Here is a 15,306-nt window from a genome sequence, read left to right as displayed (position 1 = left end):
AGATGCTCGCCCGGACCGCCTGGACCGCCTGGACCGCCTGGACCGCCCGGACCGCCCGCGACCGGGCTCTGCTCGATCCGGCCCTCGACCGCCCCCCCCGCGGACGCCGCGGCAGATGCGCTGGACCAACACGATGATCAAAGTGCTGTCGCCGCAGCTCCACGTCGGCGTCCGACCTGCCCCGGGACGGTTCCGCGGTGCGCCTGCGAGGCCGTCCGTGCCCCGCTATCGTCGGTTTCGTCCCCATGGGACGCCGGCCGCCTGACGAGCGGCGGCCGGCCCGGCCGGACCCCCGGGAGGCGGGCACCATGGACGGCTACTACGACCTCGGCTCCTACCGACGGCCCGTGTCGACGACCTCCCCCGAGGCCCAACTCTGGTTCGACCGCGGGCTGATGTGGACCTACGCCTTCAACCACGAGGAAGCGGTTGCCTGTTACCAGAAGGCCGCCGACGCCGACCCCGGCTGCGCGATGGCCCACTGGGGCATCGCCTACGCGCTCGGCCCCAACTACAACAAACCCTGGGAGGCCTTCGACACCGAGGACCTCACCCGCACCGTCGAGCGCACCCACGCGGCCGTCGAACGCGCCCATGAGGCGGCCACGGTCCGCGCCACCCCCGTCGAGCGGGCCCTCGTCGAGGCCCTGCGCGCCCGCTACCCGCAGGCCCGCCCCGAAGGCGACTGCTCGGTGTGGAACGGACCGTACGCGGACCGCATGCTCGCCGTGCACGAGAGCGCCCCCGGCGACCCGGACGTGGCCGCGCTCTGCGCCGACGCCCTGATGAACCTCACGCCCTGGCGGCTGTGGGACCTGAGGACCGGCCGTCCCGCCGACGGCGCCCGCACCGCGGAGGCCGAGGCCGTGCTCGACGGCGCCCTCGCCACCGAGGCGGGCGCCACCCACCCCGGCGTGGTGCACCTCTACATCCACCTGATGGAGATGTCCCCGACCCCGGAGGCGGCCCTCACCGTCGCCGACCGGCTGCGCGGAGCCGCGCCCGACGCCGGGCACCTGCTCCACATGCCTTCGCACCTCGAGGTGCTGTGCGGCGACTACCGCCGGGTCGTCTCGGACAACACCGCCGCCGTCGCCGCCGACGAGAAGTACCTCCAGCGGGCCGGCGCGATGAACTTCTACACGCTCTACCGCTGCCACAACCACCACTTCCGGATCTACGGCGCCATGCTCGCCGGACAGTCCGGGGTGGCCCTCGACGCGGCCGCACGCCTCGAGGCCGCCGTGCCCGAGAAGCTGCTCCGGGTGGAGAGCCCGCCCATGGCCGACTGGCTGGAGGCCTTCCTGGCGATGCGGTTCCACGTGCTGATCCGCTTCGGCCGCTGGGACGACATCCTCGCGCTGCCCTTCCCGGACGACCCGGAGCTGTACTGCGTCACCACCGCGATGCTGCACTACGCCCGGGGCATCGCCCTGGCCGTGAAGGGCGACACCGGGCGGGCCGACGCCGAGCGGGAGGAGTTCCGCGCGGCCGTGGACCGCGTGCCCGCGAGCAGGGTGCTGTTCAACAACACCTGCCACGACATCCTCGCCATCGCCTCGGCGATGCTGGACGGCGAACTCGCCTACCGCAGGGGCGATCACGACACCGCCTTCGCCGCGCTGGAGCTGGCCGTCAAACGGGACGACACCCTGCTGTACGACGAGCCGTGGGCCTGGATGCAGCCCGCCCGGCACGCCTGTGGCGCGCTGCTGCTCGAGCAGGGCCGGGTCGCCGAGGCGGAGGCCGTCTACCGGGCCGACCTGGGGCTGGACGACACCCTGCCCCGGCCGCTGCAGCACCCGAACAACGTGTGGGCGCTGCACGGCTTCCACGAGTGCCTGCTGCGCGCCGGCAGGACCGGCGAGGCCGCGATCGTCGCCCGTCAGCTGCGGCAGGCGGCGGCGCTGGCGGACGTGCCGGTCGAGGCGTCCTGCTTCTGCCGGCTCGATACGCACGGCCCGGTGGCGGGGGAGCACGCCCCGGGAGCGGGGCGGCACGCCTGTCACTGAAGCGGCGCCGGCGGACCCGGGTGGTGCCCGGGCCCGCCGGCGCCGACGGGGGCAGCCGCGGTTCTCAGCGGGACGCCATGACGGCCTGGAACGACTGCATGCAGGAGAAGCAGTGCCGGTCCGTCGTGTCGCGCCGGGGTGATTCCCTCTCCTTCTCCACCCCGCACAGCGTCGAGGTCTTGTCCGGGGTGAGAACGTGCCAGACCGGCTCCCCCGAAGTGTCCGCACCGCACCACATCTCGTGCATTCCCAGCTCCCTCCGGGTAGGCATGGAGGCCGCTTCCATACCAGCACGGGGGGCGTCCGTACGGCTCCTCCGGCGGGCCAGTCGGGTGACGCGGGGTCCCGGCACGCATACGCGCCGGCACGGACGGGTCCTGGAGGGACAACAAACCTCCGATCGGGGTACACCCGCCGCCCGGCCCGGGCGGCCGACGCGTCACCGTGCGCGCGGAGACCGTCGGCCTCGCCTGCCCCGACCGGGACGCCGTGGAGTTCCCGCGCCGCGCCGGGCCGCCGGAGGCCGAACGGCTCCCGGACGGTCCCGTCCGGGAGAAGCGGGCCGGCGGCCGGGCCCACGCGCACGACGCCGCACAGAGCGGCGGCGCCCCGGGAACCGGGGCGCCGCCGCCACCGTCGGCGCCGACTCCGACGGTGACCGTGCCCGTCCGGGTGCCCCGGCCGGCCCCACTCATGCAGCCCGCCCGTTCTCCTGTCCCGGGGACGTGACACCCCCCGGGGCGTGTCGGCGCACAGTGGCGGCGAGACCCCCCAGGGACGGGGCCCCACCGGCCCGCAGGTCCACGCCCGGCCCGCCCCGCGAAGCGCCTCTCCCACGAGACCGGTGATTTCGCCGGTCCGCGACCGCCCTCTCCTCTCCGACAGTGGCACCGCCAGTCAGAAGGCGACGCCCCCGGCCGGGGCACGGCTCCCCGTCCCACGCCGTGATCCCGCGCACCGGCCGGCCGGGCGGTCCGCCGTGACAGAGAGGACCACTCGTCGTGCAGCAGCACCCCCACACCAGCACGCGCAGGACCGGCCGCCTGGCCGGACTGACCGCGGCGCTCGCCGCCGTCGTCGCTCTCAGCACCCTCACCGGCCCCGGCGCCCACGCCGCCGACAACCCCTACGAGCGCGGACCGGCGCCCACCGAAAGCAGCATCGAGGCCCTGCGCGGCCCGTACGCCGTCTCGGAGACCTCCGTCTCCAGGCTCGCCGCGACCGGCTTCGGCGGCGGCACGATCTACTACCCGAGCACCACCGCCGACGGAACCTTCGGCGCCGTCGCCATCTCGCCGGGCTTCACCGCGCTCGAGTCCTCCATCTCCTGGCTGGGGCCGCGCCTGGCCTCCCAGGGCTTCGTGGTGTTCACCATCGACACCAACACCACCCTCGACCAGCCGGCCTCCCGCGGCGACCAGCTGCTGGCCGCGCTGGACTACCTCACCCAGCGCAGCTCCGTCCGCAACCGCGTCGACAGCAGCCGACTGGGCGTCATGGGCCACTCCATGGGCGGCGGCGGTTCCCTCGAAGCCGCCAAGGACCGGCCCTCCCTCCAGGCCGCGATCCCGCTGACGCCCTGGAACCTCGACAAGACCTGGTCCGAGGTCCGGACCCCCACCCTGATCTTCGGCGCCGACGGCGACAGCGTCGCGCCCGTCACCACCCACGCCGAGCCCCTCTACAACGGCCTGCCCTCCTCCCTGGACCGGGCCTACCTGGAGCTCAACAACGCCACCCACTTCACCCCGAACTCGTCGAACACGACGATCGCGAAGTACAGCATTTCGTGGCTGAAGCGCTTCATCGACAACGACACCCGGTACGAGCGGTTCCTGTGCCCGCTGCCGGCGCGGAGCCTGACGATCGAGGAGGCGCGGGGCAACTGCCCGCACACCTCCTGACGACGTCCCTCGGTGGCGGTCCGCGGACGACGCGGGCCGCCACCGCCGTTGTGCGGGGGCACCGCACGGAGCCGCCCGGACTGGGCCGCGGCACAGTCCCCGCCGTGCGTCCCGGTGGAAGAACCCGCTGATGACACGGCCGTTGATGGTGCGTCCGGCGACGGACGTATACCTTCCGCATGACCTTACGCGCGAGTAAGGTCACGGGAATGACCGGATACCCGACCGCCCGGCAGCGGCTGACCGCCGAGCTGCTGGACGCGCTGCGCACCGACGGCGGCGTCCGCGTCGTGACCGGTGAACCCGGTTGCGGCCGCACCACGTTCCTCGACCACGCCGCCCGCCTCTTCCGCGCCGGCCCGGTGCGGCACGTCCGCGCCGGCCGCGTACGCGAGCTGGACGACGCCCTGCGGACGGCCGCCGTGGCCGGGCCGCTCCTCGTCTGCGTGGACGACGCCCACCTGTGGGACGCCCCGTCCCGCGCCGCGCTCGCCCGTGCCGCCGCGCGGGTGCGCCGGACGGGCTCACGGGCGGGCCTCCTGCTGACCGTCGCCGGCCACCGCCCCGTGGACCCCGAATTCGCGGACCTGCCCGTCCTGCGCCTCGGCCCGCTCACCCCCGGGGACGCGGCGCTCCTGATCCGGGAGGCCGCGGACGGCGCCGTCGCCCCCGGCGTGCGGGACGAACTGATCACGGCGGCCGAGGGCAACCCCGCGCTGCTGCTGACGCTGGTCCGGCGGTTGTCGCCCGCCCAGCTGAGCGGACGGCGGGCGCTGCCCCGCCCGCTGGTCGACGGCGAGGCGCTGGCCGGTGTCGTCGGCGACCGCCTGCCCGGCCCCGGCGGCCTGCTCCTGACGGTGGCGGCGGCCGCGCAGGCGACGGGGGAGGAGGACGCGGACGCGGATCTCGTCCTCCGCGCGTGCGACGAGGCGGCGGACGGGCCGCTGCCGGAGCTGCTGGCCCGCGGTGAGGGCCGGCTGCGCTTCCGCAGCGCGCTGATGGCCAGAGCGGTGTACGCCACCGCGCCGCCCGGACACCGCCGCGCCGCGCACCGTGTCCTGGCCGAGGCGGCGACCGAGACGCACGACGCCGTCCTGCCCCTCCTCCACCGCTCATGGGCCGTCGCCGGCCCCGCCCCCGGCCTGGCCGCCGCCCTGACGTCGGCGGCGACCGACCCGGCCGCCGCGGCGCCGCCCGCCCTCCGCCGCCGCGCCCTGGTCCGCGCTGCCGAGCTCACCCCGGACGAGGCGGAACGCGCCCGGCGCCACCTCGCCGCCGCCGAGCAGGCGCTCCTGGCCGGTCACGCCGCCGACGCCCTGTGCCTGCTGGACCGGGCCCGCGGCCGCTCGGTACCCGCGTCCGTGCGCGGCGGCGCGGAACTCCTGCGAGGCGCGGTGCTCCTGGCCGACGGCCCGGTGGAGGACGCCCGCGAGTCCTTCCTCCTCGCGGCGGGCCTCCTGGCGCCCACCTCCCCCCACGCCGCGGCCCGCGCGACCCTGGGCGCGGCAGACGCCTCCTGGTCCGCCGGCGACCCCGCCTCCTGCCTCTCGGCCCTGGCCCCCGCCCACACACCCCCCACGCTCCCGTTGGCGACGGCCTGCGTCCGCGTCCCGAGAACACCTGCCTCGGCCGACGGACCCGCACTCCGTCGCGGGCCGTCGTACCTCGCCCAGAGCCCTGGAGGTGTCGGGGGGACCCCAGCGGCACGGGCGGGCGCGGCGGCACCCCACGCGGCGCGCACCGCGCGGACCGCCGCCGCGGCTACCCCGCCGACCGGTGACCTCGCCCGCGACCACCGCGACGGCATGCGCGCCGTCCTCCTCGCCCGCTTCGACCTCGCCGCCGCCCCGTTGCGGCGCGTGGTCGAACACGGCCTCCACGGCAGCGACCCCGACCCCCTCCTCCGCTCCGCCGCCGCGGCCCTCATGCTGGGCGACGTCCCGTCCGCCCGCCGCGCGGGCGCCCGCGCCCTCGCCGCGGCCCGCACCTCCGGCTCCGCCGCCCTGGAACCCCGCGCCCTCGAATACCTCGCGTACGCCGAACTCCGCGCCGGCCGCCACCAGCTCGCCCGCACCCACGCCGAGGAGGGCCTGCGCACAGCCGAACGCACCGGACAGCGCAACACCGCCGCCCACCACCACGCCGTCCTCGCCCTCGCCGCGTCCATCGAGGGCGAGGCGGACCTGGTGGCCGAGCACGCCGAGGCGGCCCTGCGCACCGCCCGCCGGCACGGGCTCGCGCAGGCGTCGACCCTCGCCCACTGGGCCGCCGCCCGCGCCGATCTGGGCGGCGGCCGCCCCCGCGAGGCGGCGCAGCGGCTCGGCCCGCTGGTCCGCCCCGGCGCCCGCCGCGGCCACTTCGCGGTGTGGATGCTCGCCGTCCCCTGTTTCGTGGAGGCCGCCGCGTCCGCCGGACGTCCCCAGTACGCGGCGGCGGTCGTGGAGGACTTCGCGCTGTGGGCGGCCTGCGGCGCCGACCCCCAGGCCCCCGCCCAACTCCTGCGCTGCCGGGCCCTGCTGGCCGCACCGGACGCGGCGGACGAGCTGTACCTGCGGGCCCTGGACCAGCACGACGACGCCGCCGACGACTTCGAACGCGCCCGCACCGGACTCCTCTACGGCAAGTGGCTGCGCCGCCGGCGCCGGCTCCGCGAGGCCCGCACCCGCCTGGAGGAGGCGCGCATGGGCTTCGAACACTGCGGCGCACGCCTCTGGGCGCAGCAGGCCGCCGCCGAACTGCGCGCCGGCGGAGCGGCCCCGCCCGCCGTCCCCGCGACGGCCTCCGGCGCCGGCGAACTCGCCCGCCTCACCCCGCAGCAGCTGCGGATCGCCCGGTACGTCGCCGAGGGCGCCACCAACCGGGAGGTGGCCCTCAGCCTCTCCGTGAGCACCCGTACCGTCGACTACCACCTGCGCAACGTGTTCGCCACGCTCGGCCTCCGTTCCCGGGTCGAGCTGGTGCGTCTGGTCGAGCAGGAGGAAAAGACCGGTGCACGACTCTAGGGACCGACCGGACGGTATGCCATCCTTCGGGGCAGGACGAGTCCGACGGCGGCCGGCCCGTGGGCTCCCCGTACCTGCCGGGCGCCGGTACGGGGCCGCCGCACGACCACCGCCGGGAAGCCAGACCCTGGGGGGAATGCGCGATGCCTCACGCCGTACGGCCACGTACCCTGCTGCGCCCCGGACCCGTGCCCGCGTCCCGGTCACGGTCCCCGCGCGTGCGGTCGCTGATCGACGCCGACGCGCTGCGCGTGCTGCACCGGGCCGCCCGCGTGCTGCTGGACGACCTGCCGCAGCTGACGGACCGGCTGGTCGCGGTCCTCCAGGAGCAGGAGCCGGCCTATCGCACCGCCGTCGAGGGCGACGCCGTCGCCACCTGGCAGGAGGTGCACCGCTCGCTGCGGCACAGCATCTCCTCGCTGCTGGACCCGCAGGGCGCCCGCGACGGGGCGCGCCGTTGCTCCTGGAAGATCGGCGCCACCCGCGCCGAACAGGGCCTGCCGCTGGACGCGGTGCTGCACGCCTTCCGGCTGGGCGGCTCGCTGGTGTGGCAGGGCCTGGTCGACGAGACGTCCCGGGCGGCGCCGGAGGACGTACGGCTGCTGGTGCACGTCGCGTCCGACGTGTGGGACTTCGTCGACGAGCACAGCACCATCGTCGCCGACGCCTACCGGCAGACGGAACGGCAGATGGCGTGGCGGAGGGAGAACAGGGTGCGACTGCTGGCCGCGGCCCTGCTGGACGGCACGAGCCGGATCGCCGACCTGCCCGAGGCGGCCGAGGCGCTGGACCTGCCCGAGCAGGGCCGGTACGCCGTCGTCGCGGTCGAGGGGACGCGGTCCCCGGGTTGTACGGGCGCCCAGGCGGTCCTCGCCCCGGGTGTGCGCGTGCACTGGCACACCGGCGTGGACGCCGACCACGGCATCGTCCTCGTCGGGGAGGACGTGGAGCTCGTCGTCCCGGACGAGCAGCCGCCCGGCGTGCGGGTGGGCGTCAGCAGCACGGTCGACGGCCTGGCCGCCGTGGGGGAGGCACGACGGCTGGCGGACACGGCGCTGCGGCTGTGCCCGGAAGCGGGCGGCGCGGTCCGGCTGACCGAGCACCTGCCGGCGGCGCTGGTGGCGTCGAACCCCGACCTCGCCGCCGCGCTGACCGACCGGCTGCTCGGCCCGCTGGCCGGTCTGGAACCCGCCGACGCCGAGGTCCTCCTCGACACCCTCGCCACCTGGCTGGCCTGCGACGGCTCCGCCCAGCGGGCCGCCCGCCGCCTGTACTGCCACCGCAACACCGTCCTCAACCGCCTCCGCCGCTACGAACAACTCACCGGCCGCTCCCTCTCCCGCCCTTCCGACCTGATCGAAGCCAGCCTGGCCCTCACGGCCCGCCGCCTCCTGCGCCCCTGAGCCGGTACGGCACCACGCCCCCTCTCCGGGCGGAACCGCCCTCCGGGGGCGGGCACCGCCCGGCCGTAGCGGCGTGCGCCCCGGGGGCGCGGGGAACCGCGCGACCGGCCCCCGACGGCCCGCAGCCGCCGGCGGAACGGAGGCGGCCCGTCCCTGAGGCGTGGGGGAGGCTCCCCGCCCCCCCGGGCGGGGGCGGGTCAGCCGTCGGCGGGCAGGGAGCGGGCCTCCACAGGCCGCCGTCCGCCCCGCATGGGCACCCGCACAACCCCCGCCCGCCCCCGTTGGTACGCCGCAGCGTGCGGGACCGGAACGCTGTACCGGCCGGTCACCGCCGTGCTGTCGTGAGCACCCCTTCCCCCGAAGCCGTCGGCGAAGTGCGCGGCGGCCCCGAGGAGTCGTGATGCCCGAAGCACCACCGGACGGCCTGCCCGCGCTGCACGTCGAGGACGTCGACGTGACGTACGGGCGCGCGCTGTCCGCTCTGCGCTCCGTGTCCCTGACCGTGCCGCCCGGCGCGGTCGTCGCCCTGCTCGGCGCGAACGGCGCCGGCAAGACCACGCTGCTGCGCGCCGTCTCCGGCACCCTCCGCCTGCACCGCGGCGCGATCACGGCCGGGCGCGTCCGCTACGGCGACACGGAGCTCGACGGCAAGGACCCGGTCACCGCGGTCCGCGCCGGCGTCGTCCAGGTCCCGGAGGGACGCCGGGTGTTCGCCGGGCTGTCCGTCGACGAGAACCTCCGCTCCGGCGGGCTCGGCCTCGGACGGCGCGGACGCGCCCAGGTCCAGGAGGCACGCGACCGCGTCTTCACGCTCTTCCCCCGGCTCGCCGAACGCACCCACCAGGCGGCGGGACTGCTGTCCGGCGGTGAGCAGCAGATGCTCGCCATCGGCCGCGCCCTGATGGCCGCGCCCCGCCTGCTGCTCCTGGACGAGCCGTCCCTCGGACTCGCCCCGCAGATGGTGCACCGCATCGGCGAGGTGATCCGGGAGATCAACGCGCAGGGCACCGCCGTGCTCCTCGTCGAGCAGAACGCCGGCATGGCGCTCTCCCTCGCGAGCCACGCGCACGTCCTCGAGGTCGGCGAGACCCGCCTGTCCGGCCCCGCCGAGGAACTCGCCCGCACCGACGCCGTACGCCGCCTGTACCTGGGCGAGTCGGCGCAGGACCAGGGGGCCGCGTGAACGACCGCACCATCGCCGCACCGCCCGAGCTCGCCGTACGGGACGTCACCGTGCGCTTCGCCGGGCTCACCGCGCTCGACGGGGTGTCCTTCACCGTCGCCCCCGGTTCGGTGCACGCGCTCATCGGCCCCAACGGCGCCGGCAAGTCCACCTGCTTCAACGTGCTGTCCGGGCTGTGCCGCCCCGCCGCCGGCAGCGTCACGCTCGGCGGCACCGAGCTGACCCGGCTCGCCCCGCACCGCATCGCCGCGCTCGGCGTGGCCCGCACCTTCCAGAACATCGTCACCACCCAGGGCACCGTCGCCGACAACCTGATGCTCGGCCGGCACGCCCTCAGCCGCGCCGGGTTCACCGCGAGCGCCCTGCGGCTGCCGAGCGCCCGGCGCGAGCAGCGCGACCATCTCGCCCGCGCCCGTGAGATAGCCGAACTGACCGGTCTCGGCGCCCACTTCGACGCGCCCGTCGGCCTGCTGCCGTACGGCGACCGCAAGCGCGTCGAACTCGCCCGCGCCCTCTGCCTGGAGCCCCGTGTGCTGCTGCTCGACGAACCGGTGGCCGGCATGAACGCCGCCGAACGCGCCCGCACCGCCGAGGTGGTGGCCGACCTGCGCACCGAACTCGGCCTGTCCGTCGTCCTGGTCGAGCACGACATGGGTCTGGTGATGCGTCTCGCCGACGACGTCACCGTGCTGGACTTCGGCCGGCCCATCGCGCACGGCACCCCCGACGAGGTCCGCCGGAACCCCGAGGTGCTGCGCGCCTACCTCGGCACCGACGCGACCGGGGAGGAGGCGGCATGACGGACCTCCTGGACAGCCTGCTGGGCGGACTGGCCCTCGGCGCGGTGTACGCGCTGGTCGCCCTCGGCTTCGTCGTCATCTTCAAGGCCTCCGGCGTGCTCAACTTCGCCCACGGCTCCCTGCTGCTGCTCGGCGGCTACCTCGTCGCCGTCCTCCACGACGACCTGGGCTTCGCCGGAGCGCTCGCCCTGGCGGTCGTCGTCACGGCCGCCCTGGCCGGGGCGCTGGACCGGTTCCTGCTCCAGCGCGGCGGGCACGACGCCCACTCCGCGCACGTGCAGACCATCGTCACCATCGGCATCGACATCGTGCTGCTCACCGACCTGGCCCGCCGCATCGGCGGTGACCTGCTGTCCCTCGGCGACCCGTGGGGCGACGCGGTGACCGACCTGGGGCCGCTGACCGTCGCGGACAGCCGGCTCGCCGCGATCGCGGTGTCGGCCGTGGTCATCGGCGCGGTCTTCGCCCTGTTCCGGTTCACCCCCTGGGGCCTGTCCCTGCGGGCGGCGGCCGAGGACACGGAGGCCGCCGCGCTGATGGGCGTACGGCTCGGCCGGGTACGGGCGGGCGCCTGGTGCCTGGCGGGCGCGCTCGCCGCGCTGGCCGCGGTGTTCCTCGCCGCGTTCCCCGCCCCGGGCCTGGAGCGCACCACCGGCCAGATCGCGCTCAACGCCTTCCCGGCCGCCATCCTGGGCGGGCTCGCCTCCCCGGTCGGCGCCCTCGCGGGAAGCCTCATCATCGGGCTCACCGAGGCGCTCGTCATCGGCTACCAGTCCGAACTGCACGTCCTCGGCGACGGGTTCGGCGAGGTCGCCCCGTACGCCGTGATGCTGCTGGTGCTCCTCGTGCGGCCCAACGGGCTGTTCGGCGCGAAGGGAGCGGCCCGTGTCTGACCGGATCACCGCGCTCCTCACCCGTCGCCGCGCCACCCTGCTCACGGTCGCCGTGCTGCTGTGCCTGCCGCCGTTCTACCTGGACGCCTTCTGGCTGCGCATCGGCCTGTTCTCCATGGCGGCCGCCATCGGCGCCATCGGCCTCGCCCTGCTCAGCGGCACCGCCGGACAGCTCTCCCTCGGCCACGCCTTCTTCCTCGCCGTCGGCGCGTACGGCTACACCTGGCTCGCGGGCGACCCGGGCCCCGGACTGCCGACCGCCCTCGCCGTGCCCCTCGCGGTGCTGATGGCCGGCCTCGCCGGCGGGCTGTTCAGTCCCGTCGCCGGCCGGGTCAAGGGCATCTACCTGGGCATCGCCACCCTCGCCCTGGTCTTCCTCGGCCACCACGTCCTGCTCACCGCCGAGTCGGTCACCGGCGGCTTCAACGGCCGCTCCGTGCCCCCGCTCTCCCTCGGCGGCTTCACCTTCGACGCGGGCGACGAACTGACCGTGCTCGGCGTGCCGTTCGGCGCGGAGGAGCGGCTGTGGTTCCTGGGTCTGGCGCTGTTCGCGCTGACCTGGTTCACCGCCCGGGGCCTGCTGCGCTCCCGCCCCGGCCGGGCGCTGGCCGCCCTGCGCGACAGCGAGACCGCCGCCGCCGTGATGGGCGTCGACGTGGCCCGGCACCGCTCGGCCGCCTTTGTGGTGTCGTCGATGTACGCGGGCCTCGCCGGGGTGCTACTGGCGCTCGCCTTCCGCCGGGTGGTGCCGGACTACTTCTCGCTGGTGCTGTCCGTCGACTACCTCGCCATGATCGTCATCGGCGGCCTCGGCTCGGTCGCCGGAGCCACCGCCGGCGCCGTCTTCGTCACCGCGCTCCCGCTGCTGATGACGCGCTACGCCGACCAGCTCCCGCTGGTGGCCGCGCCGGGCTCCGCCGAGGGCGCCGTCGGCCCCACCGAGGCCGCCCGCTACCTCTACGGCGCCGCGATCGTGCTCGTCCTGCTGTACGCCCCCGACGGGCTGCACGGTCTGGCCCGCCGGGCCCGCGACCGTCTGCGGCGCCGCCGCACCCCGACCGACGTCCCGCATTCCGCCGTTCCCTCGCCCCCGCCGCCGGCCGCGGCCGCACGACCCAAGGAGCACACCCCGTGAACACCAGACACACCCGCCGCCCCCGCCGCCGCGCCGCCGGGGCCGTCCTCGCCGGCACGCTCGCCCTGCTGCTCGCGGCCACCGGATGCAGCTCCAAGACGGAGGGCGGCGACAAGGGCGACGCCGCCGACGGCGTCCGCACCGGGCCCGGCGTCGACGACGACACCATCAGACTCGGCGCCCTCACCGACCTGACCGGCCCGTACGCCACGCTCGGCAAGAGCATCGTGCAGGCCCAGCAGATGTGGGCCGAGGAGACCAACGCCAAGGGCGGCATCTGCGACCGCGAGGTCGAGATCGTCGTCAAGGACCACGGCTACGACGTGCAGAAGGCCGTCACCGCCTACGCCGACATCGCCCCCGACGTCGTGGCGCTGCCCCAGGTCATCGGCTCCCCGGTGGTGGCCGCCCTGCTCGACGACATCCAGCGGGACAAGGTGCTCACCTTCCCGCAGGCCTGGGCGGCCTCCCTGCTCGGCAAGGACGCCGTCCAGGTGCTCGGCACCACCTACGACGTCGACATGATCGCCGCGGTGGAGTTCCTCACCCGCACCAAGGGCCTGAAGAAGGGCGACACCATCGGCCACGTCTACTTCGAGGGCGACTACGGCGCCAACGCCCTGGAGGGCTCCACCTGGGCGGCGGAGCGGGCCGGGATCAAGGTGGCCGGACAGAAGATCCAGGCCACGGACACCGACCTGTCGGCGCAGGTGTCGGCGCTGCGCAAGGAGGGCGTCAAGGCCGTCCTGATCAGCGCGGGACCGGCGCAGACGGCCTCCCTGGTCGGTGTCGCCGCCTCACGCGGCCTGAAGGTCCCCGTGGTCAGCAGCGCCCCCGGGTTCGCGCCCCAGCTGATGGAGACGCCGGCCGCGCCCGCGCTCGCGGCGATGCTGCACGTGGTCAGCGCGGCGCCCGCCGTCAGCTCCGACCTGCCCGGCGTCCGGCGCATGGTGGCGTCGTACCAGAAGAAGTACCCGGACTCGCCGGTCGACTCCGGCGTGCTGTCCGGCTACAACGCCGCCCAGCTCATCGGCGAGGACCTCGCCAAGGCGTGCGAGGCGGGCGGCCTGACCCGGGAGGACGTCGTCAAGGCGCACCGCTCGCAGACCAACGCCGACACCGGGCTCGGCACGCCGCAGAACTTCTCCGACGTGAACCGTCCCGCCAGCGTCGAGACGTACGTGCTCAAGCCCGACGCGAAGGCGGTCGGCGGCGTGGTGAACGCCGAGGACGCGCACGCCGCACCGGGCGTGGAGGAGTACCTGTCCTCCCGCTGACGCACCGCTGACGCCCCGGCACGCCTCCGCGGGAGGGGCGGCCGGGGCTCAGCCGGCCGCCGCCTCCGGGTCGCGGTCGGAGGACGGCCAGACGTACGGCAGGTCGTCCGGCTCACCGGGGAACAGCTCCCGGTACACGTCCGGGTCCTTGCGCACCAGCGCGGAGCGGTGACTGCGGTGCACGGCCTCGTCGCCGAGCCACGGCGGCAGCTCACCGGCCTGTGCCAGCTCCTCCTGGCCGCGCACCGGCGCCCCGGGCCGGACCGTGGCGAGATCGGCGACCAGGGTGGCCGCGCAGCTGTCCTGGTGGCCCCGCTCGCGCCACACCCGGCAGATCTCCAGGCCGTAGCGCACCAGCGCCTCCTCGTAGCCGGTCCACATGCGCACCGCGGGATGGCGGCGCCAGCCGTAGCCGGGGACGATCAGCCCGCGCAGCACCTGGAGCGCCTCCACCCGCTGTTTGCCGAGCCGCTTGCGGTCGAGGACCAGCGCGGATCCGCAGAAGTCGGGGTAAGGCAGGAAGGTCTGCATGTGCGGCCGTCCGGGAGATGGGGGGCCAAGCGGGTCTCCGCACCTCAGTTCCCAGAACCGGGCGGGGCACACGTCCTCCCGCCCGGCCGCGGGTCAGCCGAGCGCGCCGAGGCGGGCGTCCCGCCACAGGTCGACGCCGCCGTCCGTGGCGTACGAGTCGATCTCGGCCAGCTCCTCGGCGGTGAAGTCGAGGTTCTCCAGCGCGGCCACGTTCTGCTCCAGCTGCTCGGTGCGCGAGGCGCCGATGACCAGCGAGGTCACGCGGGGGTCCCGCAGCGCCCAGGCCAGGGCCATCTGCGCCAGGGTCTGCCCGCGCCGGGCCGCGATGCCGTTCAGCGCCCGCAGCCTGCGCAGCATGTCGTCCGTCAGCCAGCCCGCGTCGAACGAGGTGCCCGCCGCGGCCCGCGAGTCCCGCGGCACGCCGTCCAGGTAGCGGCCGGTGAGCAGCCCCTGGGCGAGGGCGGTGAACCCGATGACGCCGAAGCCCTGCTCCTGCGCCACGTCCAGCAGCCCGTCCGTCTCGATCCAGCGGTTGAGCATGTTGTACGACGGCTGGTGGATCAGCAGCGGGGTGCCCAGGTCGCGCAGGATCTCCGCGGCCTGACGGCTGCGCTCGGCGTCGTACGAGGAGATGCCGACGTAGAGCGCCTTGCCCTGCCGCACCGCGGTGTCCAGGGCGCCCATGGTCTCCTCGAGCGGCGTGGTGGCGTCCAGCCGGTGCGAGTAGAAGATGTCCACGTACTCCAGCCCCATGCGCTTCAGGGACTGGTCCAGCGAGGCGAGCAGGTACTTCCGGGAGCCGCCGCCCTGGCCGTAGGGGCCGGGCCACATGTCCCAGCCGGCCTTGGTGGAGATCACCATCTCGTCCCGGTAGGGGGCCAGGTCCCGCTTCATCAGCCGGCCGAAGTTGATCTCGGCGGAGCCGTAGGGCGGGCCGTAGTTGTTGGCCAGGTCGTGGTGGGTGACGCCCAGGTCGAAGGCGCGCAGCGCGATGGCCCGCTGGCTCTCGAAGGACCGGTCGTCGCCGAAGTTGTGCCAGTAGCCGAGCGACAGCAGGGGCAGGTCGAGCCCCGAGCGCCCGGTGCGCCGATAGCGCATGGCGCCGTCGTAGCGGTCAGGGGAGGCGAGGTGGTTCATCGGCGCGGTCTCCGGTGGTGCGAGCGGGG

At 75.4% G+C, this 15,306-nt stretch carries 12 protein-coding genes; 9 read left to right on the top strand and 3 right to left on the bottom strand.

The genetic code is table 11. From position 1 onward, the window contains the following. Positions 1–308: 308 nt before the first annotated feature. Complete coding sequence (locus C1708_RS02230) at positions 309–2,012, top strand: tetratricopeptide repeat protein (RefSeq protein ID WP_198602684.1); 1,704 nt, start codon at positions 309–311, stop codon at positions 2,010–2,012. A gap of 64 nt (positions 2,013–2,076) precedes the next feature. Here the strand turns inward: C1708_RS02230 and C1708_RS02225 are convergent, their stop codons facing one another. Beyond that, complete coding sequence (locus tag C1708_RS02225) at positions 2,077–2,259, bottom strand: hypothetical protein (protein ID WP_241911136.1); 183 nt, start codon at positions 2,257–2,259, stop codon at positions 2,077–2,079. Positions 2,260–3,013: 754 nt separating this feature from the next. On the opposite strand from C1708_RS02225, the gene bdeA reads away from it, so the two are divergent. From bdeA to C1708_RS02180, 8 genes are all read left to right on the top strand, one after another. After that, positions 3,014–3,916 (top strand): bis(hydroxyethyl) terephthalate hydrolase, encoded by a 903-nt coding sequence (gene bdeA, locus C1708_RS02215; RefSeq protein ID WP_106411034.1) that lies wholly within the window; start codon positions 3,014–3,016, stop codon positions 3,914–3,916. 209 nt (positions 3,917–4,125) lie between these two features. Then, positions 4,126–6,918 (top strand): helix-turn-helix transcriptional regulator, encoded by a 2,793-nt coding sequence (locus tag C1708_RS02210; protein ID WP_198602379.1) that lies wholly within the window; start codon positions 4,126–4,128, stop codon positions 6,916–6,918. A gap of 143 nt (positions 6,919–7,061) precedes the next feature. Further along, positions 7,062–8,321: an RsbRD N-terminal domain-containing protein gene (locus tag C1708_RS02205; RefSeq protein ID WP_106411033.1), complete on the top strand. Its 1,260-nt coding sequence runs from the start codon at positions 7,062–7,064 to the stop codon at positions 8,319–8,321. Between the two features lie 400 nt (positions 8,322–8,721). Then, a complete protein-coding gene (locus C1708_RS02200; protein ID WP_106411032.1) occupies positions 8,722–9,504 on the top strand; it encodes an ABC transporter ATP-binding protein in 783 nt (260 codons plus the stop codon). After that, complete coding sequence (locus C1708_RS02195; protein ID WP_106411031.1) at positions 9,501–10,304, top strand: ABC transporter ATP-binding protein; 804 nt, start codon at positions 9,501–9,503, stop codon at positions 10,302–10,304. The genes C1708_RS02200 and C1708_RS02195 overlap by 4 nt, the downstream gene beginning before the upstream one ends. After that, on the top strand, positions 10,301–11,197 hold the full coding sequence (locus C1708_RS02190) for a branched-chain amino acid ABC transporter permease (protein ID WP_106411030.1): 897 nt from the start codon (positions 10,301–10,303) through the stop codon (positions 11,195–11,197). The genes C1708_RS02195 and C1708_RS02190 overlap by 4 nt, the downstream gene beginning before the upstream one ends. Beyond that, positions 11,190–12,332 carry a branched-chain amino acid ABC transporter permease gene (locus C1708_RS02185; RefSeq protein WP_106411029.1) on the top strand — a complete coding sequence of 381 codons (1,143 nt, stop codon included), beginning with the start codon at positions 11,190–11,192 and terminating at the stop codon, positions 12,330–12,332. Before C1708_RS02190 ends, C1708_RS02185 begins: the two co-directional genes overlap by 8 nt. Then, a complete protein-coding gene (locus C1708_RS02180) occupies positions 12,329–13,609 on the top strand; it encodes an ABC transporter substrate-binding protein (protein ID WP_106411028.1) in 1,281 nt (426 codons plus the stop codon). Before C1708_RS02185 ends, C1708_RS02180 begins: the two co-directional genes overlap by 4 nt. 48 nt (positions 13,610–13,657) lie before the next feature. Here the strand turns inward: C1708_RS02180 and C1708_RS02175 are convergent, their stop codons facing one another. Both C1708_RS02175 and mgrA read right to left on the bottom strand, forming a co-directional pair. Beyond that, positions 13,658–14,140, bottom strand: coding sequence for an MSMEG_6728 family protein (locus tag C1708_RS02175; RefSeq protein ID WP_106411027.1), 483 nt, complete (start codon positions 14,138–14,140; stop codon positions 13,658–13,660). 93 nt (positions 14,141–14,233) lie between these two features. Continuing rightward, the gene (gene mgrA, locus C1708_RS02170; RefSeq protein WP_106411026.1) at positions 14,234–15,277 is read right to left on the bottom strand and encodes an L-glyceraldehyde 3-phosphate reductase; all 1,044 of its coding nucleotides are present in this window, start codon (positions 15,275–15,277) and stop codon (positions 14,234–14,236) included. Positions 15,278–15,306: the final 29 nt, after the last annotated feature.

Origin of the sequence: Streptomyces sp. DH-12, from assembly GCF_002899455.1 — a bacterium.
Classification (GTDB): domain Bacteria; phylum Actinomycetota; class Actinomycetes; order Streptomycetales; family Streptomycetaceae; genus Streptomyces.
Note: the sequence above shows the minus strand (reverse complement) of the source record. Positions and strands in the feature narration are given on the sequence as shown.